Consider the following 22874-nt stretch of genomic DNA (forward strand, 5'->3'; position numbering starts at 1 on the left):
CCGATTATATGTCAGCGCCTGTACATACTCTAAGGACTAGAAGGGACGTAAGCAAATGTCGAAACAACAGATTGGTGTTATTGGTTTGGCTGTAATGGGAAAAAACTTAGCGTTAAATATTGAAAGTCGTGGATTTTCAGTATCTGTTTTTAACCGTTCAGCAGAAAAAACAGAAGAATTTTTATCAGAAGCAAAAGGTAAAAATGTTGTTGGTACATACAGCATTGAAGAATTTGTTCAATCACTAGAAACTCCACGTAAAATTTTATTAATGGTTAAAGCTGGAGTTCCAACAGATGCAACAATTGAACAGCTTTTACCACATCTTGATAAAGGTGATATTTTAATTGACGGTGGTAACACATTGTATACAGATACACAACGTCGAAACAAAGACCTTGCTGAGAGTGGTATCCATTTCATTGGTACTGGTGTATCAGGTGGAGAAGAAGGAGCATTAAAAGGGCCTTCTATTATGCCTGGTGGTCAAAAGGAAGCATTTGACCTTGTACAACCTATCTTAGAAGCCATTTCTGCAAAGGTTGAAGGAGATCCATGCTGTACTTACATTGGTCCAGATGGAGCAGGTCACTATGTGAAAATGGTTCATAACGGAATTGAATATGGCGACATGCAATTGATTTCTGAAGCGTATTTCCTTATGAAAAATGTATTAGGCTTAACAGCTGATGAGCTACATGAAGTATTCGCTGAATGGAATAAAGGCGAACTAGATAGTTACCTAATTGAAATCACAGCTGATATCTTTACGAAAAAAGACGATGAAACTGGTAAACCATTAGTTGACGTCATTTTAGATACAGCAGGTCAAAAAGGAACAGGCAAATGGACAAGTAAAAGTGCTCTTGATTTAGGTGTACCACTTCCAATTATTACAGAATCAGTATTCGCACGTTTCATTTCTGCAATGAAGGAAGAACGTCAAAAAGCAAGCAAAATTCTTTCAGGTCCAGCTGCTAAACCATTCGAAGGTAACAAAGAAGAGCTTATCGAAGCAGTTCGTAAAGCTTTATACATGAGTAAAATCTGTTCTTATGCTCAAGGCTTTGCGCAAATGAGAGCAGCTTCTGAAGAATACAACTGGGATTTAAAATACGGTGATATCGCAATGATCTTCCGTGGTGGATGTATTATCCGTGCTGCATTCCTACAAAAAATCAAGGATGCATATGATAAAGAGCCACAATTAGCAAATCTATTACTTGATTCATATTTCAAAGAAATTGTTGAAAGCTACCAAGGAGCTCTACGTCAAATCCTAACTGTAGCAATCAATAACGGTGTTCCAGTACCATGCTTCTCATCAGCACTATCTTACTATGATAGCTACCGTACTGAAACATTACCAGCTAACCTTTTACAAGCTCAACGTGACTATTTCGGTGCTCACACATACCAACGTGTTGATAAAGAAGGTATTTTCCATACTGAATGGATGCAAAAATAATATTAGTTAAAAACGAAAATGGACGAGGACCTTTCAAAGGTTCTTGTCCATTTCTGTTTTATCGGGACGAAAAAAAGGTTATAAAAAAATCTCTATGGCTTAATTAAACATATATCACTTGATTTACTTTGGTTCCTCTTATAAGCCAGCTTGTTTTATCCTTAGTTGGAAATTAGTTACATCAGGATATAGTTAAAGTTTAATAACTTCACTTAAAAGTAATATATCGTCATATATTTGCTCTTTAATCTCTGTATTTCCGCATCTTTGATATTCATCAATTAGAAGACCTAACTCATTAATAAATATAAGCATTTCTTCACTTTTAATAATGACAATCACCTTCATATGGTTTTTGAACTATCTTTTCCAGTGTTTATATAGTATATATTACCTATTATGGATAGTTTTAAACTTTACTCCTTCCTAACGGACAGTAAAACCTCACTTCAAGATTCTAGACAAAAAACAAAGCAGTTTTCGCAAACTTTGTTGCTATTAACCAAGTAAAGCGGTGTGGTTGATTGCAGCGAGAGATGCTCGCTTTCCGCGGGGCGGGCGGTGAGCATCCTCGGCGTAAACGCCTGCATGAGTCTCACACTTCCGCTCCAATCAACCTGAATTAGTTTTTGTTTTAAAAGCAACAATCTCTTAGAAAATAGCCAAAAACAAAGAAGAAAGGTGGGCTTACAGCTCGTGAATAACCCGTGAAGGACAGAGTGACAAAGATAGCGTAGTCTTTTTAGCTCGATAAATCTCGCTTTATGTAATAAAAAGAGCCATTACCAAAGTAATAGCCCAAAATAAAATAAGGAGATTGCAAGGGTTGCGACTTGCACACTTTATCTTATGCAGTTAACAATGTTGCGCATGAGGCAAATAGACGAGCCAATTCGCACATTTTTCATGTTTAGGTGACATTACAAGAATGCACAAAAATAGTAGAAGCACTTTATATAAGAAATTGTCTTAATAACATTACTTGTGTGTAAAATGTTATGAACAGTTATGAGGTTATCTAGATGTGTTTTAATAGACCTATTTCTAGTCAGGGAAACTTACTAGGGGGTAAAAATAAGTATGCGACCTGAATTGAAGTCTTAAATCGGCAATTAGAACGCTATGTGAAGAGTTTGAGATACTTCCTAAAATAACTCCCTATACCACTGCTGATACTAATACGTCTAAAGATGTTTTTTGGATCGTAATTACTATGTTAATCGCTTCTGGAAACTTAACATATAAAAAATAATCATCGGCTCGTCTTATGTTTTAATGTACGGGCAAATGAAAAAAAGAAGAGCAAGAGCGTTTAATGTTGACTTAGTGTATAAGGAGTGTAAAGTTCACTAGGTGCTGAAACTGGATGTCAAAGCGCTTATCCACATTACAAGAAATTAATAATTCTCCTTAGCAATATGGTTCTGTTAAAGCTCATTGTTGATTTTGGCACTTTGTTGATTGGAGCGGCAGTCGGGTGACTCCTACGGGAGTGCGAGTCCAAGACCGCCCGCGGAAAGCGAACGCCTGCAGCGGAAATCAACAACAAAGTTTAACAGAGACACCAATAAAAAAACCGGTTGGCCCTAAAGGTGACCAACCGGCTAAAAGTATTAATAATAGTAGACAAAAGTGCTGATATTGATTTTTAGAATGTTCATATTAAGAAGTTGTTATTAATTAGTTAACTGGCCACCATTGGTTACCGTCCGCTTCAAGCATTGCGTCACTTTCTTTTGGACCCATTGATCCTGAAGGGTAAGCAGCAAGTACAGCTTTTCCTTTTTTCCACGCATCAGAAATTGGATCAACAAAGGACCATGATAATGAAACTTCATCCCAATGAGTGAAATTTGTTGCATCTCCACGCATGCAATCATAAAGTAGCTTTTCGTATGCTTCAGGTGTGTTAATGCCGTCTTGGAAATTGTTTGTAAGGTCCAATTTAACTGGTCTAGAATCACCAGCATCTCCATCTTTTTTCACATTCAATTGAAGTGTAATTCCTTCATCAGGTTGAATGTTAATAACGAGAAGATTGGGTGGAACATTTTCACCTTTATTATAATATAGGTTCATTGGAATATCTTTAAATTGAACAACGATTTGCGTTGATTTAGCAGCCATGCGCTTACCAGTTCGAATGTAGAATGGGACACCAGCCCATCTGAAGTTATCGATTAGCAACTTCCCAGCAACATATGTTTCTGTTTGGGATTCTTTATCTACATTATTTTCCTCACGGTAGCCAATTAATTGTTTATTATCTAATTGACCGCTCGCATATTGTCCTCGAACAAAATAGTCAGATACTTCGTCTTCACTAACTGTTCGAAGTGCACGTAGAACCTTTACTTTTTCACTTCTTACTTCATCTGTAGTAAGCTTAATCGGTGGCTCCATTGCAAGTAATGCGACCATTTGCAGCATATGATTTTGAAACATGTCTCGTAAAGCACCTGAATTTTCATAATAACGCCCACGATCCTCTACACCTAATACTTCACTTGATGTTACTTGAATGTTAGAAATGTAGCGATTGTTCCATAATGGTTCGAAAAGAGCGTTAGCGAAACGAATAACCTCAATATTTTGTACCATTTCTTTTCCTAAATAATGGTCAATACGATAAATTTGATCTTCGTTAAAAGCTTCTCGGATTTCTTGATTTAATGTTTGAGCTGACGGAAGATCATGTCCAAATGGTTTTTCAATAACAAGTCGACTCCAGCCTTTTGTAGCTGTTAAGCCTTCTTTTTTTAGATTTTTAGCAATTGTTCCGAAGAATTCTGGTGCCATTGCTAAATAGAATATACGATTTCCTTCTGTTTGATATGTACTATCAAGCTTAGTTAATAAATCATTAAGCTCTAAATAGGAAGAAGGATTTGTCACATCAAATGGATGATAATGAAAATGAGATGTGAAATCGTCAAGATCTTTTGATTCCTTTATCGAAGTTTGGATAGAATCTGAAACATTGTGGCGAAACTCATCGTTTGTCCAAGGTCTTCTTCCTACTCCAACAACAGCAAACTCTTTGCCGATTTTTTCATTTTGAACTAGATGGTAAATAGAGGGAAACAACTTTCGTTTTGCTAAATCACCAGTTGCTCCAAAAATAACGATAACTGATTTAGGATGTTCTTGTGTAATCACATTCGTACCTCACTTTGTCAAAATACATTTATTTATTCATCAGTGACAAAATTATCTATGAAAACCATACCCTTTTGCGACATCTTACGATTGCTTACGGATATGCGAATTTTATGAACACTGATTGGAAAATACTCTATACAAATACTTAATTTTAAAGGTAAATGTACGGTAAATCAAACATAATTGTCTCACAAGTACTAGTATAAACGATTTAACGAAAAATATCGTGTATTAGCACTCGATCTTATTAAAATGTTTTTATTATTCAGTCTATTTTAGACAATCATATATGTGTTGGTCAAGCGAATTGTTACAAAATCTTACGTTTTCTGACAAAACCATGCTATTTCCTATATTTTCTTATGTAAAAGGAATAGAAGATAGCATCCAACAGTGGTAGTTTAACTCAGACCTTTATTCATGTATTCTAAAAGAAAGTGATTTTTAGGAGGAAAAGTAAGTGAATGTCATGTTTCTTGGTACCGGGGCAGGGATACCAGCTAAAACTCGAAATGTTACGAGTATTGCCCTTCAATTGTTAGAAGAAAGAAAAGCTGTTTGGCTGTTTGATTGTGGTGAAGCAACTCAGCACCAAATTTTACATACATCAATAAAACCTAGAAGGATTGAAAAAATCTTTATTACGCATCTGCATGGCGATCATATTTATGGTTTACCAGGATTGATTAGCAGTCGTTCTTTTCAAGGAGGAGAAGATATCTTAACAATCTATGGACCAAAGGGAGTTGAGGAATTTGTCAGAACAGCACTATCTGTAAGTCAATCACATCTTACGTACCCATTAGAATTTGTCGAAATAGAAGACGGTACTGTTTTTGAAGATAATCAATTTAAGGTGGTCGTCAAAAAGCTAGAGCATGGAATTGCGTCATATGGATATCGTGTTATTGAAAAAGACTTACCGGGCGTATTGCTTGTAAATAAATTAAAAGAACGATCGATCAAACCTGGCCCTATTTATCAGAAAATCAAAGCAGGGCAACAGGTTGAACTTGAGGATGGAACGGTTGTTAATGGTAATGATTTTTTAGGTCCCAAGCTAAAAGGAAGAATTGTAACGATTCTTGGAGACACAAGATACACTGTGGATAGTATTGAGCTAGCGGTTGATGCAGATTTGCTTATTCATGAAGCAACTTTTTCTGAAGTAGATAAAAAGCTTGCATATGATTATTTTCATTCTACAACAAAACAAGCTGCAATGATTGCCAAACAGTCTAATGCGAAAAAGCTAATACTTACACATATAAGCTCTCGCTACCAATCCGAAGACGATTTTACTAAGCTAGTAAAAGAAGCTCAAGCATTGTTTCCGTTGACCTACTTGGCTGAAGATTTTATGCTGGTAGAAGTTCCTAAAAGTAGGGAATAGCAAATACTGAATGTTAGTAACTAACATTCAGTATTTAAAATGATAGATAAAACAGCAAAGCGTTTTATCTATCATTTTATAATGTTCACCAGCCACGATCATACTGTTTTGGAGCAACAATATTTTCACCAAGTTGAGTAGCGGCTGTTCTTGGCCAATAAGGGTCACGAAGGAGCTCTCTAGCGATGAAAATTAAATCCGCACGCTCGTTTTGAAGAATTTCTTCAGCTTGCAATCCATTTGTAATCAGCCCAACAGCACCTGTTGCAATGTTTGCTTGTTCTTTAAGTGTTTCTGCAAAGCGGACTTGATAACCAGGATATACATGAATTCTTGCTGGTACCACTGCGCCAGAACTTACGTCAACAAGGTCAACACCTTGGTTCTTCATGTTTTTAACAAAGGGCACATAATCCTCAACTGCTAAGCCTCCTGGATGATAATCAGAAGCTGAGATTCGAACAAATAATGGACCTTCCCATACTTCCTTCACTGCATCAATCACCTCACCCAATAAACGATAGCGATTTTCTGCTGAACCACCATACTCATCTTCGCGTTTATTAGAAAGTGGAGATAAAAATTCATTAATTAAATACCCGTGTGCACCGTGAATTTCGATAACATCAAAACCTGCTTCTTTGGCTCGTTTTGCACCATCCTGAAAGGCTTGCACTGTTTCGGCAATTTGTTCTTTTGTCATCGATATAGGTGTTTTTGACTTGTCATCAAAGGCAATAGCTGTTGGTGCGAAAATTTCTCCATTTACTGTTGCTTTACGACCAGCATGTGCTAACTGAATTCCTGTTGCAGAACCATATTGCTTCATTCCATCTACAAGCTTTTTAAGCTGTGGCAAATGGTCATCGCTCCATATGCCAAGATCTTGAGCTGAAATTCGACCTTGTGGTGTAACCGCTGTAGCTTCAACAACGATCAACCCAACTTGACCTACTGCACGGCTTATGTAGTGTGTCATGTGAAAATCCTCTACAAATCCTTGTTGCCCAGTAGAAGAATACATGCACATTGGGGACATAACAACCCGATTCTTTAGTGTTACATTTTTTATTTTATAAGGTTGAAAAAGCTTTGTAGTCATCATTTTCTCCTCCGAATTGTGTTAGTATGTTCGTGGAAATTATAACAATATATTTTTGCTTTCGTCATGTATCCTGCTTGATTAGAAGAACACTTTAATATTCTCGGAATCTTTTATAAAATAAAAGAAACTTATTTTTAGGTGGGTGATCTGCTTTGCAGGTAAAATGGCAAACGAAGGAGCAATTGGTAAAGCTACTAACTGAGTTAGTCGAGCATGCCAGTATTACAGGGGCGCAAGGTGAGATCGCTTTGGGTGAACATATTTATTATCTACTTAAGGAAAGAAATTATTTTCAAGCACATCCTGAATTCCTAGAGCTTCATCCTGTTCATGATGGCAGATCATTTGTAACCGCCTTGGTAAAACAAGGTGAAACAGAAGAAACGATTGTTTTGTTAAGCCATTATGATGTAGTAGACGTCAAGGACTATGGAGATTTAGCACATTTAGCCTTTTGTCCCGCACAGTTGACAAATGAGCTGAAAGTAAGAGGTTCCAAATTATCTAAAATTGTAAGAGATGATCTCGACAGTGGTGAGTGGTTATTTGGTAGAGGAACAATGGATATGAAGGCAGGGCTGACTGTTCAGTTAGCGATGCTAGAAAGGGCGATGAACGCTGAGTTTAAGGGGAATATTTTATTAGTAACGGTACCTGATGAAGAGGTTAATTCAGCTGGCATGTTACGTGCAGTAACTGTATTAAACGAGTTAAAGCAACGCTTTGGATTGACCTACAAAACATGTATAAACTCTGAACCTATGTTTGCGAAATATCCGAACGATCAAAGCCATTATATTTACACAGGCTCGATCGGGAAAGTACTCGCAGGCTTTTACTGTAGTGGGATTGAAACACATGTAGGGGAGCCTTTTTCAGGACTTAACGCAAATTTATTACTCTCGGAAATAAATCGTTTAATGGAATTAAACGACTCTTTTTGTGAACAGGTCGGTGATGAAATAACACCCCCACCAACTAGTTTAATGATGCGAGATTTAAAGACGAAGTATTCTGTACAAATTCCTTACACATCTGTGTCAATGTATAATTTACTCATGATGAACCGTTCGTTTAGTGAGCTCCACGAAAAGCTTGTTAAAATGGCAAATGAAGCAGCTATAAATGTAAAGACTTTTTATCAAGAACGTGTTCAACGATATAACCAGTTTCTCTCTTTTTCTCCACTTGATTTCAAGGTAAATGTATTTACGTATCAGGAACTATTACAAAAAGCGATAAGTAAATATGGTGATAATGAGATAGAAAGAAGGATCAATGATTTGTCAGCAAATCGTGGTGATAAAGGGGATCGTGATTTTTCAACGAAGATTATTGCAGATTTAGCAGGGTTATGTAGAGAATACGCACCAATGATTATTGTCTTTTACAGTCCACCTTATTATCCAGCGGTGTCCTCTAAAGAAGATCTGCTTATTCAGAAAACAGTTGGAGAAGTGATTACTCATGCGAAATCGAAATATCAAATCGAATTAAAGCAACAACATTACTTTCCTGGCTTATGTGATTTAAGTTTTGTCCAGCTAACTGACAAAGAACAATCAGTTACTCAATTAACTGCCAATATGCCACTCTACGGAAATGATTTTCAGTTACCATTACAAGAAATTCAAAACTTAAATATTCCAGTTTTAAATATAGGACCTGTAGGGAGAGATCCTCACAAGTGGACAGAACGATTGCATATTCCATACACATTTGATATTTTCCCAGAATTATTGAGTTTATCAATTAAAACGATCTTTGCTGAATAAATATAGAAGACTATTTATCGCCATTCTTTAAGGGAAATATCCCCCTCTGAAAGTTGTCTCGTTTCCTAGCTTAAGCAATCGTTTTTAGACTATTGCTTAAGCCTTATTTATATTATTACCCAGCTTTTTTTAGCTGTCTAAGAAGATAGGGGGCTTTTTGTAAAATGAAAAAACTGAAGCCTTCACCTTTGTAGATTTCATTTATGGCAATGAATTCTTGCTTAATAAGTGAGATCATTTCTTTTTCAATCTTAGGGTAGAGAGCAATTCCTTCGATATTTGCCTTTTTAATAAGGTACCAAAGCATTTGTTTTTCTGGATTTGATAATTTCGTTATATGATCATAAATCTTCTTTTCACGATTAGGTAGTTCTGAAATATTTATTTTCACCAAGTTCACCTACATAGGTACAGAATAATGATTTAAGAAGAACGAGCTTGATAGATTAAAATTTCATCGACCTTTACGATTATTTGCCCATTTACCTCAGCATGTCCTTTGCCGAGAATAAAACCTTTCTTCATTCGTTTTATCTCATAATATAGATAGACTTGATCACCTACTGATGCTTCGTGAATAAATTCTGCACCTTTAATTGCTGTTAAAAATCCTAAATTGCACTCTTCACCTAGTGCGGCAAAGGCACCAAGCTGTGCAAGTGCTTCTACAAGTATGACATTTGGCATAACTTTATGATCGCTAGTTATGTACCATTCATTGGCTGAAATATTTTTTATCCCCTTTACACTCTTTCCTTCAACAATCTTTAGAATGTTGTCTATCATTAAAAAAGGATATTGATGAGGAGGGGTAGATTGAATAATCGAATTAAGTGTATGCAAGCATTTTCTCCTTTCATGTTTTTTTATTTATTTTACCACGATATACCAGATTATGTAAAAATGATCTTTTTGTATTAGGAAATATTGTTTACTATCTCTATATTATTGAATAAATGATATTATGATACTAGAAAAAATATTTGTGAGGTTTAACAACATGCATATTCAAGAGATAAGCCCATATGAAATATTAGACCGGATTACCGATGCTTTTTTCGCATTAGATAAAGAGTGGAAGTTTACTTATGTTAACAAAGAGGCAACTAGATTATTACTTCGTAAAAAAGAACAATTTATTGGCTACTGTTTGTGGGAAGAGTTTCCAGAAACTCTTGATCTCCATCTTTATCATCAATTTCATAAAGCGGTTAATGAACAAGTAGCTGTTAATTTCGAACAATACTCTCCTCCTCTAAAAGCATGGTTTGAAGTAAGGGCATATCCTTCACCGAATGGTCTTTCGGTTTACTTTCAAGATATCACGGAGAAGAAGCAATTTTCCTCACAAAGAGAGCAACACTATAAGTCCCTTTTTGAAAATAATCCTGATGCTGTTTATTCTTTAGATTTGGATGGCAATTACCTTAGTGTTAACCGTGCAACGGAACAGTTATTAGGATACAGTGCAGAGGAATTTTTACAAATGTCATACATTCCTTTAATAGCATCTGAAGAAATCGAGAAAACAACGGAGTGTTTTTTTAAAGCAACAAGTGGTAGTATACAGCATTATGAAACAAAAGCACTGCATAAAAACGGTCAAGCTATTGCTGTAAAAGTTACAAATATGCCGATTATTGTTCATAATGAAATTGTAGGTGTATACGGAATTGCTAAAGATATTTCAAAAGAAAAAAGAACGGAAAAAATGTTGTTGGAATCTGAAAAGTTGTCTGCTGTTGGACAACTTGCAGCCTCAATTGCACATGAAATAAGAAATCCGCTTACATCGATAAAGGGATTTTTACAGTTATATAAAAATTCAATGAAACAGATAAACAGTGAGTATTTAAATATCATGTCTGATGAATTATCAAGAATAGAAATGATTACAGGAGAATTGCTTGTTTTAGCTAAACCACAAGCCCATGAATTTCATAATGAACGTGTAGAGAAAATTCTTGATGATGTTGTAACGTTATTAAGCTCGCAAGCACTAATGAACAATGTGGAAGTAAAAGTTCATCTAGAAGATTTGCCACAGATCAAATGCATTGCAAGTCAATTGAAACAAGTAGTTATCAACTTGATTAAAAACGCAATTGAAGCAATGCCAGATGGTGGTGAAATTACTATCATTGCTAAGAAACATACTTCGACAACCATTTTTATTCAAATTGCGGATCAAGGAAGTGGAATATCTGAAGAGCTCCTTGCTAAAATAGGGACACCCTTTTATACAACAAAAGAAAAGGGGACTGGACTTGGAATGATGACGACATTAAAAATCATTCATACTCATGGTGGAACGATGAATATTTCAAGTACGATTGGTAAAGGTACGATTATTGATATACACCTTCCTATTAGCATTTGAAAAAAGGTACACGTTTAGAAAATTAACATGTAAACCAGAAGAAATACATTCGACAGAAAAAGGAGTGCAAGTTTCAATTGAAAACTGCACTCCTATCGTTTAGGAAATTATTAAATTCTTGTACAGTGGATACCACTTTGACATCCAGCTCCAGCGCTAAAGCAGAAGTGAACTTCACACTTCCTATACGCTAAGTCAACATCGACGCTCGTGCTCTTCGTGTTTCCTTGCCACACATTAAAAAGCGGAGGCGACTGTTCAGCTCTAACAAGAATTAGACAAGCAGATGAATGTTGTGGTTATCTTCTCAGGCAGCTGATTGGCTTATGACTCGAAGAGCGAGGAGCCGCAGCTAGATACGAAGTGCTCTTTTTTCTACGCCGCTAAACGGGCTCCCTGAGCTTTTGTTCTTCTATTTATCTGTAGTAACTAGTGCTTCAGAGAACATTGTTTTTAATTCATGTGATCGTTCTGTTGCTCGTTTTACACATGAGATAAGGGCTTCTTCAAAGCCTTTTTGTTGAAGAATGGTAATACCAGCTTCTGTTGTTCCGTTAGGGCTAGTTACTTCTTTTCTTAATTGGGATGGATGTTTATCAGAGCTTGCAATCATTTCTGATGCGCCAAGTAATGTTTGAACAATAAGCTCTCTTGCCACATCAGGCTCTAAGCCAACCTCAACTGCAGCTTTTTCCATCGCCTCAACAAGGAAATAAACATATGCTGGTCCGCTACCAGAAAGTCCTGTAACAGCATCAAGATGATTTTCTTCTACAAGCTTGCAAATTCCAATCGCTTCAAATAAAGACTGACATTTCTTAATTTGAGCCATCGTGACGTCTTCACTAGCTGCAATGGCTGTAGCTGATTTAGCAATAGTAGCAGATGTGTTAGGCATCGCGCGAATAATCGCTGCTTGTTTGCCAAGTAGCGATGTCATTGTTTCAATCGAGATACCAGCTAGTACGGATATTATCAGCTGATCATCAATATGGTCTTGAATACCATCAATGCCAGCCTTTATATCTTTTGGCTTCATTGCTAATACAATGGTTGTTGCGTCTTGAACTATTTTCTCTTTATTATGTGTTGTTTCAATTCCATACTTTTTTGTTAGTTCCTGTAATCGCTCTGTGTTTGAACGGTTTGCTACGATTATTTGTTCTGGTTGAAATAATCCACCTTTTATTAGTCCTGCAATCATTGCTTCTGCCATTGAACCTGCGCCAATAAATCCAATTTTCTCCAAAGAAACTCCTCCTCTTTTAAGCACATTATAAAAAGCCACTCTGCGCCTATAAAAAAGGACGGAATGGCTCTGCGGTACCACGTTAGTTGGAATGACATTTTTAAGCTTTGTCTCTTTATCGCAGAAATGCGGTTAGGTTGTTCGATAATGTGTTTACACTTTTGTGAATTCACCTAAATTTTTATTCATTATGTAGTTGTAGACAGGTACTTGTCAAGCTTTTTCATGAAGAATGTTCTCTGAATTATTTGAATATAATGACAAAAGTTAGACGGCGATATACAATAATAATAGATTATGATATTTCTCAACAATAGGGTGAAAATAGCTTTATTCGAAAATAATAAAGTGGGACTTATCTACGGGTTATTGTCCCCTACCTATCTTCTTATGAATTTTTAGGAGGGGTTTACTGCCGGTTAAGAATGGGATAAATGGGGCGAAGGAAATGAAACAAATCACACAAGGAAACCAAGTATTTAAGTTGGAAATACCAACACCTTTTCCTGTTGGTGATGTGAATGTGTATGTCATTAAGGGAGATTGTTTAACACTAGTTGATGCGGGTCCAAAAACAGAAGAAGCTTGGCTAGCATTTCAACATCAATTGAAAGAAATTGGCTATACCCCTCAGGACATCGAACAAATTGTGGTTACCCATCACCATCCAGATCATGTGGGAATGTTAGATTATTTTAGTGATGAAGTGCCAGTAATTGGTCATTTCTTTAACACACCTTGGTTAAAAAAAGATCAACAATTTATTGTTAGGCATGCGACATTTTTTGAGAAGTTGTTTATTGAATTTGGTGTAGATAAAAAATTCATCCCTTACATAAATCAACTGAAAAACACTTTAGATTTTTCGTGTGAAAGGGACCTTAAATACTTTATAAGAGAAGGAGAGGAAATAAACGGTCTTTTTGGATGGAGAATACTAGAAACACCTGGTCATGCTCAAAGTCATATCGCATTATATGAGGAGAGTACAGGCATATTAATTGGTGGGGATTTACTACTAAAGCATATTTCTCCAAACCCTTTATTAGAGCCTCCAATGACAAAGGATGTTTGTGAACGCCCTAGACCACAGCTACAGTTAAACCAATCGATTTCAAGATTGTTAGATCTACCAATTTCACTTGTATATGCAGGACATGGAGAAAACATTGATGAGGTACATAAGTTGATTGCCTATCGGTTAAAACAGCAATCTGAGCGCGCAGAACTAGTTCGGAGCTTTCTAGCAGTTAAACCATTGACTGCCTTTCAAGCTTGTCAAACTCTGTTCCCAACTATTTATCATAAACAGCTAATCTTAACGATATCAGAAACAGTTGGACAGCTTGACTATTTAGTGGAAATGGAGCAAATTATAGTTGATACTTCATTAGATACTCATAGATATATTGCGAATGAATGTTAGAGGTGACGAATATGAATACACGAATACAAGGATGCTACGTCGCAATAACTGGTGCATCCAGTGGGATAGGTGAAAAGGTTGCGATTGAGTGTGCAAAGCAAGGAGCTCATATTATCCTGCTTGCAAGAAGAAAAGACTTGCTAGCTCAATTAGCTGAACGTATTAAAAATGATTATGGAGTCTCCTGCCATTATTACATACTTGATGTCCAGGACCTTTCTTCTGTTCAGCAAGTATTTACTAAGATTGAACAGGAAGTAGGGCATATTGATATACTTGTCAATAATGCAGGGTTTGGGATCTTTAATGATGTGATTGATGCCTCACTGGAGGAAATGAAAAATATGTTTGAAGTGAACGTTTACGGTTTAGTTGCTAGCACAAAAATGGTGCTGCCAGCAATGATTTCAAGGAAGAAAGGGCATATCATCAATATCGCTTCACAAGCTGGTAAGCTTGCAACCCCTAAATCTAGTCTCTATTCAGCAACTAAGTATGCTGTGTTAGGTTTTACCAACAGCTTGCGGATGGAGGTTAAGGAAAGCAATATTTACGTTACATCCGTAAACCCTGGTCCAATAAAAACAAACTTTTTCACAATTGCCGACAAGCAAGGTGATTATGTGAAAAATGTGGAGCGGTGGATGCTTGATCCCAATAAGGTAGCTCGAATTATCGTAAACTCTATGCTTACGCCAACACGAGAAATCAATTTACCCGGTTGGATGAATGCAGGAAGTACTCTCTACCAAGTGATGCCAAGGTTGTTTGAGCGTATTGCCGGGAAGGTTTTATTTAAGAAATAGTTATATATTAGGCTCGGTGCGGTGGGCATTGGGCCTTTTATACTTTCAAATAGGCTCTTTTCTAAGAGATTGTTGCTTTTAAAACGAAAACTGTTTAAGGTTGATTGGAACGGATTGCGAGACTCCTGCGGGAGCAGCGGGATAGGTGAGACCCCGCAGGCGTTTACGCCGAGGAGGCTCACCGCCCGCCCCGCGGAAAGCGAGCAACTGGAGAGGAAATCAACTACACCGCACTACTTGGTAAATAGCAACAAAGTTTGCGAAAACAGCCTTCAAATGACCGTAGGAAAAACTTAGGCCCTCCCCGCCATAAGAAACTGGGTACCAAGCAATTGACTTTTCACAGATAAGTAAGTTTTCGATACGATTATGTTTAATTGTTCTATCTCGAAAAAAAAGATTACAAACCGTGTGAAAAAAAGTATATTTATAGTAATTAAACACTGTTTTTTATTTTTATTTGCGAGGGAACATGATGAATACAACAACCTTCAATCAATTAATACAATCGACACAATATGAAGAAGCTATTTCAATTTTTTTAGAAGAATATAATCCAATAAAAAAAACAGCAACATTATCTTCATTTCGCAGGTGGATGAATACATTTGCTAACGAGGTTGTCTTAAAGGAGTATCTTAAAGTTATTGATACTGCAATTATGGGGAAATTAGCGACTGTTCTAGTTAAGGCTAATATCAAGCGTTTTAAGACACCCATGATGACCATTTGGTATTGTGAAGAGCTAGTTAGTGAACATAAATTAATAGAAGCTGAACAACGTTTAAAAGAGCTTTTAAAGCTTGAGCTGACAAATGAAGAAGAAGAAAAGCTGTTTTTTGTGTTAGCGGATACCTTGATGAATATGCAACGGTTTTCAGAAGCAAAAACGTATATGGATAAGTGTGTGGAAAAAACGAAAGAACCAATGAATACTCGGTGGGGATACTACTATTTGCAGAAAGGTGATTGGGAACGTGCGATCGAATTTCTCGAACAGGGGAAGCGGGATAAAAGAGATGGTGTGTTTGCCTATTCACTATTAATTCAGCATTATGCCATTTATGGTCAGTATGAAAAAGCACATTCCTTACTTGAAGAAGGATTAACACTGCATCCAAATTACCCGAAGCTTTTAGTTGAAAAGGTACGTCTTTTTTACCAATTGAAGCAATGGCCGCAAATGAGAATAGCGATTGCAGCGATTAATCAGTTGACACCTTACAATGATTATAAAGGTTTATTTGAGGACTATATGGCTGAAAGTTATTATTATGAGCAAGACTTATCTGAGCTGACTCGTTTTTTAGCCGAGCATCCTCATCTTTCGAAGCAATCTTTATTTAAAGAATTTAGTGGAACTATGAATCTCCCTGTGAAAATGCTTACGTATAAACCAGTGGTTCAAAAATACAATTTTTGTGTACCTGCTAGTTTAGAGATGCTATTGAGTCAATTTAATCACTCTATTCATCAAGATGTCATTGCAGATTCCATTTTTTCTGTGTCTGGAACGAAACTTTCTAAAGCAATTGAGTACCTTGAGGAACAAGGCTATGCTTGTCAATTTTTCTACGGAGATGTTGATTGCTTCAATTCCTTATTAGACATGCAGGTTGGCGTTATACTTAATGTGGATTATCCAATGTCATCACATGTTCAGGTGCTTGTTGGCTATGATGATAACTTACGTGTTTTACACGTACAAGATCCTAATTTTAGAGAATATCATCAAATACACTATGCTGACCTTGAGAAGGAATATGGAAATAATCAAGTACTAGCTTTAGCGATTGTTCCAATTGCCGAGCGCAAAAAATTCATATCATTAGATAGACAGCAGCACGAGGTTGTAAGTAAAATGTTAAGTCTTGCTGAATTAGAAGATAATGCTCTTACATCTACAGATGAACAGTTTGTTTATAAAAATCTTGATCAATTACTTGTGGCTGCTTATACGTTAAGATATATACCGAAGCTTGTTAGTCAAGAAATACTAGAGAAGGCTATAGCTACTGTTAGCCAGCAATTAGGAAACAATGAATATAGCAGGCTAATTATTGCCCACGCCTATTGTCAATCAAAACAGCTTGCCCAGGCTCTACTGTATATTGAGAAAGAATTTAGTAAACGTAATAAATCGACCCATTGGTTTTTAAAAGGTAGGATTTATTATGAGCAAAATGAATATTTGTTAGCAATCGAAGCATTTAAGGAAGCATTACAATATGAACCTGAGGATCATATGATTTGGTCATATTTAGCGCTCTCCTTTTCTTATTTAGGTGATAACGAGACGGCTCTCTATCACTCAAAGGTTTCGTTAGATATAAATGAAGAGGATACGTTTGCCCTCGTTAACTATGGTGTCATTTTGCATGACTCTAATGAGTTTGAAGAAGCTCGTGCCATTTTTCATCAACTGTTAAAAACAAATAAGCAGGATGCGTATTTTTGGTATGAACGAGCACGTTGTGATCATGAGCTGGGACGAAGCCATTTTGCGATGAAAGGTTTTCAGGTTGCTATCTTTTTAGAACGAGACGTACTGTTTCCCTATCGAGAATTGGCCAATTTGTATGAGCAAACTGATGAGGATGAAAAACGTGCTGAAAAGGTGCTACTTGATGGCCTCATCTATACAAAAAATGCAACCGTATTGCTTAATGAACTAGGCGATTTATATGAACGAGCCAAGCGTTATGATGAGGCTCGCACCTATCTTTTGCGTGCAACCGATAGTAATTCAAGTGATGTATTTCCCTGGCTCTCGTTAGGTAGCGTATTAAAAGCTGAAGGGAAATATGATGAGCTTTTTGAGTTTATGAAGGAGCGAGAACGAGATTTTGAGAAGAATAGTGAATTTTTAGTTAATGGAGGTCAACTTCTTTGGGACACTGCAACTTTTGTTGAGGATAAGACTGCTTATTTTGAGCTTGCCCTAGATTTTATGGAAAAGGGTATCTTGCATGCTTCCTATCATCTTGATGATTGTATTGAGATGTATGTGGAAGCAATCGCTGATACGGCTTTTTACCGGCGAGGAATTGCGTTTCTTGAAGAGCAATGTACGAGTAGTACGACTGAAAATTCGTTTTATTATTTGTGCTCTATTGGCTGCTTGTATGAGGAAAATGGTCTTTTTCAGAAGGCTAAGCAATTTTTTGAACAAGCCTTAACGATTAAAAAAGATCCTGTTCCGTATTTTCGATTAGGAGAAATTGCGTTAAAGTTTGAAGACTACAATGAGGCAGAAACCTACTATCAAAACGTCCTTACACTTGATCCATCACATGAACAGGCGTTATTAGATCTTGCATCCATTGCCTCTTTCCAGGAGGATAAGGCTAGTGAAAGGAACTATTTACTAAAAGCCTTTTATTCAAATCCTTATGGGGTAAAGGTAGAAGATTTAGTTGGTGTTATTGATCATAAAGCAGACCTTGAAAAGCTTCTTGACTTTCTAAATGGGTTAATGAGGAAACACGATAAAGTGTTTATTCTTGATTCCATTGCGTATGTGTATGGGAAGCTTGGTGATCTTGAAAAAGAGGCAGAATACTTAAATGAAGCGTTATTAACTAGTCCACATCAGCCACAGCTCTTGTATCATCAAGCAAAACTTTGGATGAAACAAGGAAATAATAAGCAAGCTAAGGCTGCTTTATTATTGCTCATTGAAGAGCATGTAGATGACCGTGATCTTTACAAATTATTGGTTGAGGTTGCAGGCAATACGCGCTCTGTTTTAAAGCTAGAAAGTGATTATAATAAGTTAAAGCTTGAAAAGGCTGAAAGAAGTCTTGTTCTTATGTTTACCGCTGCTGCTTATGAAAAAGTGATTTCTCAAGAAGAGAATTCCTCTGAACAGCTAAGTGAACGGAAGGGATTCTTTAAAAGATTAACAAATTTTACGAAGCTTACAGCACATGCCGGGGTTATCATTGGTTTATATGAGACAGCAATTAAATTAGATCGTAAAAATGTTAGGGCTGTGATGTGGCTTGCCGACTTTTACGTTCAAGCTGACCTTTCAAGTGATGCGATAAAGGTGCTAGAGCAGGCGCTTGTTCATAACGAAAATGTTGATATAGCCTATCGTCTTGCGGCTTTATATGTTGAAGAAATGGCAAATGTGAAACCCTCTAAGCAATATCGTTATTTGACTAAGGCGAAAGAATTGCTTGAATTCTGTTTAGCTGAACACCAGGACCCAGAATATATGAATTTACTAGCTTACGTTTTATTAGAAAGAGAGGATCTACTAGAAGCGGAAGTGATGTATCATCGTTGTTTATCGATTGAGCCTACAATTGATAAGGGCTATTATAATCTTGCTAGATTATACCTCCAAATGGAGAAGTTTCCAGACGCTGAGAAAGCGAATAAAGCAGCAATTGAATTAGAACCAAATAATGAAGACAATTACAATCAGCTTAGCTTAATTTTTCATCGTCAAGGACAGGCAGATCAAGCCCTAGCCTCAATTAATAAGGCAATTGAATTAAATCCAGATGATTTGTTCTATCTTTATAACCGTGCTTGTATTCTCGTTGCTCTTGGCAGGATGAAAGAGGCTGCAAAGCAGTTGGAGCTTGTTTTTGCATTAGATAAAGACGGGTATTTTATAGAATTAGCGGAAGCTGATCAGGAAATACTTCCTTTAAAAGGGGCAGGTTACTTTCCTAAGGGTGTGTAAATAACAAAAGGTAAGCACTGAAACTTCGGGTGCTTACCTTTTTGTTTTAAACATTCTACCGTGTACTTCCTGTACTTGGATAATCACTAATGACATCCATATCTAACGCTTTTGTTCTTTATTCCTGATTTGTTAAATACGAGTATACAACATCTTCCACAACCTCGTACCACTCTGTGTCCTTATCTTTTTCGTCTGCAATCTTTTCAATTAGTTGTAAAGAATCATCTTTCGAAAGCGGATCTACATCAAGATCTCGGCCATATTGTAAAAAACTATTCTTGAGCATTTTTAATAAAAATTTGTTCTCCATTTTACACCTCGCTATTGCTAGTATACATTTTTCCTTGCCTTTTTTCGACGAAATTTCCACTCCTCATGGTGAAAACTTCCATTGAAATCGAACGTATATTCGCTTAAGATAAAGAATATAATAAATACGAACATACATTCCGTTTGGAGGAAGCGGTCATGATTGAAAACTACGGTCAATTGCCAAAACGAAAAATCCTTTGTATTGATATGAAAAGCTTTTATGCAAGCTGTGCTGCCGTTTTACTTGGTTTAGATCCCCTGACATGTTATTTGGTCGTTGTTGGTGATACCGAGCGCCAAGGGAGTATTGTACTGGCAGCTTCTCCACAAATGAAAAAGGAATTTGGCATTAAAACGGGGGCGAGATTGTTTGAAGTTCCAAAGGACCCGCGGATTAAAATTGTTAATCCGAAGATGGGTACCTATATTCGGATGTCAACAGAAATAACAAAATTACTTCATCGCTATGTGCCAAAGGAGGCAATTCATACCTATAGTGTGGACGAAAGCTTTATTGAAGTGGATGGGGTAGAGCATATTTGGGGTGATGCCCAAACGATTGCCGATAAAATTCGTGATGACATGAAGTGTGAGTTTGGTCTCCCTAGTGCAATTGGCATTGGACCTAACATGCTTCTTTCAAAAGTATGCTTAGACATCGATGCGAAAAAAACAGGTATAGCAGAGTGGACGTATGATGATGTAAAGGAAAAGCTGTGGAAGATTGAGCCGTTAAGCAAAATGTGGGGGATCGGTTCAAAAGTGCAAAAAACATTAAATCGGATGGGGATTTTCAATGTCGGACAGCTAGCCAATTACCCACTTGAGCTTCTCGAGAAAAAATTTGGAGTTATGGGTAATCAACTATACTATCACGCATGGGGAGTGGATTTATCAGCAGTCGGAGCACCGATTATGCAGGGGCAAATTAGCTTTGGGAAAAGTCAGATTTTGCTTCGTGATTACCCAGATCCCGAGGAAGTTAAGCATGTCATTTTAGAAATAAGTGAGGAAGTTGCCCGCAGAGCACGGCAGCACAATAAGGTCGGAAGAACGATTAGTCTTGGAATTGGCTACAGCCGTGATGAATTTGGCGGTGGTTTTCATCGATCTAAAACAATTGATCAGCCGACAAATATTACAATGGACATTTATGAAACATGTTTACAGCTATTTGACAAGTTTTACGCGAATAAAACTGTACGGCAAATATCGATTACATTATCAAATATGGAAGACGATTACGTGATGCAGCTCGACTTGTTTCGCCAAAATCGATCTAAGCAGCGAACACTTGGCTATGTAATGGATTCAATTCGCCATAAATATGGTTCAGATGCAATTTTACGTGCTGTGTCGTACACTCCAGCCGGAACAGCGAAGCATCGTGCCAAACTTGTAGGCGGACATAAAGCATAACAAGCCCATTTCAAAATGGAAAAGCTACGGTTCACTCCAATGAAGAATAGTGTATAAGGACTTTATTTTGGTGTTTAGCTCGAGCGCCTAGCCCCTCGAGGTCATAAGCCACAAGTGAATTGAAGACAAAGAACGTCTTCTATTCACTTGCGTCTTATTGCCCGAGGCTGAACAAGGCGCTTGCGCTTTTCTAAGGAGGACGTAGCGTGGCAGTTAAACAACAGCAATGTTTAACATATGTTGCTTTAGGAGATTCTCTAACGGTTGGAGTAGGTGCATCATTTTTAGCACCAGGTTTTGTGGCACGTTATGTCAGGCTGACAGAAAAAGAGCTAAACAAGCATGTAGTGGCTGATATATATGCAGAATCTGGCATCGAGACAGGCGAAGTACTTACGATTGTAGAACGTCCAGATCTACACGAGAAAATTAAGCGTGCCAACATCATCACTATTTCCGCTGGAGGAAACGATTTAATAAATGCAAGTAAGGATCTTGCAGAAACAGGCGATATAACGGAGCTTACTCAATCAGTAAAAGAATGCCATAGCAATATGGTGAAAATCATGCGCACGATACATGAACTGAAAAAAGAATGTGGTGTGCCTTATAGGATTTACCTTCTCAATCTTTATAACCCGCTACCGCAAATTCCGCTTGCAGATAAATGGGTACGGTTATTTAATCGCCATTTAAATAGCCTTGGTAATGGCTCAACAATTTTCGTCGCTGATATTTACACTGTCTTTAAAGGGAGACAGGATGAGCTGTTGTCAAGACGAGATAATATTCATCCAAATGACCTTGGATATCAAGAGATCGCATATACATTATTTCACTTAGGCTATCCGAATGAATTTCAAAGTAGATAATTGTTGAGGAGGGTGAATGACATAATACGGGACAGAGGAAATATAAAATGGACATCAATGATGCTACCTGAACATGTAAAGCTACTAAGAGATTGGTCAGAGGCTGATTCCTATCAAGAAAAGCCTGAACTTGATGAACAACAGCTTGAACAATTTAATGAAACAATTTGCCTAGCAATGGAAGAGCACGCTGAGCTAGTTTTCACATATTATCAAGATCATTTTCATCACACTTGCACGGGCTATGTCCATTATATCGATCCAATTCAACATACGCTTCAAATTGTCGATGAACAAAGTGGACACCGCCAAAAGCTATCACTTGAAGCGATTGTTGATGTGAAGCAAAAATAAGCAGAAAAAACGAGTAGAAGGATGAAACAAACAATCTCATCCTCCTAACGTTCTTAATTATTCACCTAAGACTTTTTCGGCACGAACACAAGAATCAAAATTCCCCTTATGAGACGCATCGCAAAATGGCATTTTCGATGAACGACCACAGCGACATAAGGAAAAAACTTCTTTTGTCGTAAATTTGTTTCCTTCAACATCAATCAGTTCTACTTCTCCTGATATCCGCAAAGGACCATTATCCATTACTTTAATTTGTACGTTAGACACTTCTAACACCATCCTAATATATACTCTTCTAATCTATTATTCCCTCTGAACAACAAATTATACAATAAAAACTATGATTGTATTTAAAGATAGAGAAACTATAGATTTATCCCTCTTTTAAACATGCATAGAAATATTTACTAAAGAGGATAATATAGTTGAAAGTCGGTGATACATGATG

Annotated in this window: 17 protein-coding genes; 10 read left to right on the plus strand and 7 right to left on the minus strand. The window is 37.0% G+C overall.

What is annotated here, in order from left to right; all coding sequences use genetic code 11:
• Positions 1-55: 55 nt before the first annotated feature.
• Complete coding sequence (gene gnd / locus I7822_RS23825) at positions 56-1468, plus strand: NADP-dependent phosphogluconate dehydrogenase (RefSeq protein WP_207981565.1); 1413 nt, start codon at positions 56-58, stop codon at positions 1466-1468.
• A 1680-nt stretch (positions 1469-3148) separates the two neighbouring features.
• Here gnd and zwf read toward each other — a convergent pair.
• Positions 3149-4624, minus strand: a complete 1476-nt coding sequence (gene zwf / locus I7822_RS23830; protein WP_207981633.1) for a glucose-6-phosphate dehydrogenase — start codon at positions 4622-4624, stop codon at positions 3149-3151.
• Between the two features lie 466 nt (positions 4625-5090).
• Here zwf and rnz point away from each other — a divergent pair, with 466 nt between their 5' ends.
• Positions 5091-6023 carry a ribonuclease Z gene (rnz, locus tag I7822_RS23835; protein WP_207981566.1) on the plus strand — a complete coding sequence of 311 codons (933 nt, stop codon included), beginning with the start codon at positions 5091-5093 and terminating at the stop codon, positions 6021-6023.
• Positions 6024-6108: 85 nt separating this feature from the next.
• Here the strand turns inward: rnz and namA are convergent, their stop codons facing one another.
• On the minus strand, positions 6109-7125 hold the full coding sequence (gene namA / locus I7822_RS23840; RefSeq protein WP_207981634.1) for an NADPH dehydrogenase NamA: 1017 nt from the start codon (positions 7123-7125) through the stop codon (positions 6109-6111).
• A gap of 155 nt (positions 7126-7280) precedes the next feature.
• Between namA and I7822_RS23845 the strand changes: the two genes are divergently transcribed.
• Positions 7281-8903 (plus strand): M20/M25/M40 family metallo-hydrolase, encoded by a 1623-nt coding sequence (locus I7822_RS23845; RefSeq protein WP_207981567.1) that lies wholly within the window; start codon positions 7281-7283, stop codon positions 8901-8903.
• A gap of 115 nt (positions 8904-9018) precedes the next feature.
• Here the strand turns inward: I7822_RS23845 and I7822_RS23850 are convergent, their stop codons facing one another.
• Together I7822_RS23850 and I7822_RS23855 are read right to left on the minus strand one after the other, a co-directional pair.
• Positions 9019-9294, minus strand: a complete 276-nt coding sequence (locus tag I7822_RS23850; protein ID WP_207981568.1) for a hypothetical protein — start codon at positions 9292-9294, stop codon at positions 9019-9021.
• A gap of 32 nt (positions 9295-9326) precedes the next feature.
• Positions 9327-9746, minus strand: coding sequence for a 3-hydroxyacyl-ACP dehydratase FabZ family protein (locus I7822_RS23855; protein WP_207981569.1), 420 nt, complete (start codon positions 9744-9746; stop codon positions 9327-9329).
• A gap of 157 nt (positions 9747-9903) precedes the next feature.
• On the opposite strand from I7822_RS23855, the gene I7822_RS23860 reads away from it, so the two are divergent.
• Positions 9904-11283, plus strand: a complete 1380-nt coding sequence (locus I7822_RS23860) for a PAS domain S-box protein (RefSeq protein ID WP_243459653.1) — start codon at positions 9904-9906, stop codon at positions 11281-11283.
• A gap of 412 nt (positions 11284-11695) precedes the next feature.
• On the opposite strand, the gene proC is transcribed toward I7822_RS23860, so the two are convergent.
• The gene (gene proC / locus I7822_RS23865; RefSeq protein ID WP_307847865.1) at positions 11696-12556 is read right to left on the minus strand and encodes a pyrroline-5-carboxylate reductase; all 861 of its coding nucleotides are present in this window, start codon (positions 12554-12556) and stop codon (positions 11696-11698) included.
• 424 nt (positions 12557-12980) lie between these two features.
• On the opposite strand from proC, the gene I7822_RS23870 reads away from it, so the two are divergent.
• The 3 genes from I7822_RS23870 (at position 12981) to I7822_RS23880 (ending at position 19463) form a co-directional block, all read left to right on the plus strand.
• Complete coding sequence (locus I7822_RS23870) at positions 12981-13958, plus strand: MBL fold metallo-hydrolase (protein ID WP_207981570.1); 978 nt, start codon at positions 12981-12983, stop codon at positions 13956-13958.
• 11 nt (positions 13959-13969) lie between these two features.
• Positions 13970-14764, plus strand: a complete 795-nt coding sequence (locus tag I7822_RS23875) for an SDR family NAD(P)-dependent oxidoreductase (RefSeq protein WP_207981571.1) — start codon at positions 13970-13972, stop codon at positions 14762-14764.
• Positions 14765-15236: 472 nt separating this feature from the next.
• Complete coding sequence (locus I7822_RS23880) at positions 15237-19463, plus strand: tetratricopeptide repeat protein (protein WP_207981572.1); 4227 nt, start codon at positions 15237-15239, stop codon at positions 19461-19463.
• A 118-nt stretch (positions 19464-19581) separates the two neighbouring features.
• On the opposite strand, the gene I7822_RS23885 is transcribed toward I7822_RS23880, so the two are convergent.
• Positions 19582-19776, minus strand: a complete 195-nt coding sequence (locus tag I7822_RS23885; protein WP_207981573.1) for a YqzH family protein — start codon at positions 19774-19776, stop codon at positions 19582-19584.
• 158 nt (positions 19777-19934) lie between these two features.
• On the opposite strand from I7822_RS23885, the gene I7822_RS23890 reads away from it, so the two are divergent.
• From I7822_RS23890 to I7822_RS23900, 3 genes are all read left to right on the plus strand, one after another.
• A complete protein-coding gene (locus tag I7822_RS23890; RefSeq protein WP_207981574.1) occupies positions 19935-21197 on the plus strand; it encodes a Y-family DNA polymerase in 1263 nt (420 codons plus the stop codon).
• Between the two features lie 206 nt (positions 21198-21403).
• Positions 21404-22069, plus strand: a complete 666-nt coding sequence (locus tag I7822_RS23895) for a GDSL-type esterase/lipase family protein (protein ID WP_207981575.1) — start codon at positions 21404-21406, stop codon at positions 22067-22069.
• A 12-nt stretch (positions 22070-22081) separates the two neighbouring features.
• On the plus strand, positions 22082-22423 hold the full coding sequence (locus I7822_RS23900) for a YolD-like family protein (protein WP_307847866.1): 342 nt from the start codon (positions 22082-22084) through the stop codon (positions 22421-22423).
• Positions 22424-22480: 57 nt separating this feature from the next.
• Here the strand turns inward: I7822_RS23900 and I7822_RS23905 are convergent, their stop codons facing one another.
• Positions 22481-22693 (minus strand): CDGSH iron-sulfur domain-containing protein, encoded by a 213-nt coding sequence (locus tag I7822_RS23905; RefSeq protein ID WP_307847867.1) that lies wholly within the window; start codon positions 22691-22693, stop codon positions 22481-22483.
• Between the last annotated feature and the right edge of the window lie 181 nt (positions 22694-22874).

The organism is Metabacillus bambusae, assembly GCF_017497975.1.
Classification (GTDB): domain Bacteria; phylum Bacillota; class Bacilli; order Bacillales; family Bacillaceae; genus Metabacillus; species Metabacillus bambusae.

Excerpts from the sequence above, each read along its gene's own strand:
- gnd (WP_207981565.1), top strand. The coding sequence starts at position 56 with ATGTCGAAACAACAGATTGGTGTTATTGGTTTGGCTGTAATGGGAAAA.
- namA (WP_207981634.1), bottom strand. The coding sequence starts at position 7,125 with ATGACTACAAAGCTTTTTCAACCTTATAAAATAAAAAATGTAACACTA.
- I7822_RS23860 (WP_243459653.1), top strand. The coding sequence starts at position 9,904 with ATGCATATTCAAGAGATAAGCCCATATGAAATATTAGACCGGATTACC.
- I7822_RS23870 (WP_207981570.1), top strand. The coding sequence starts at position 12,981 with ATGAAACAAATCACACAAGGAAACCAAGTATTTAAGTTGGAAATACCA.
- I7822_RS23875 (WP_207981571.1), top strand. The coding sequence starts at position 13,970 with ATGAATACACGAATACAAGGATGCTACGTCGCAATAACTGGTGCATCC.
- I7822_RS23880 (WP_207981572.1), top strand. The coding sequence starts at position 15,237 with ATGATGAATACAACAACCTTCAATCAATTAATACAATCGACACAATAT.
- I7822_RS23885 (WP_207981573.1), bottom strand. The coding sequence starts at position 19,776 with ATGGAGAACAAATTTTTATTAAAAATGCTCAAGAATAGTTTTTTACAA.
- I7822_RS23890 (WP_207981574.1), top strand. The coding sequence starts at position 19,935 with ATGATTGAAAACTACGGTCAATTGCCAAAACGAAAAATCCTTTGTATT.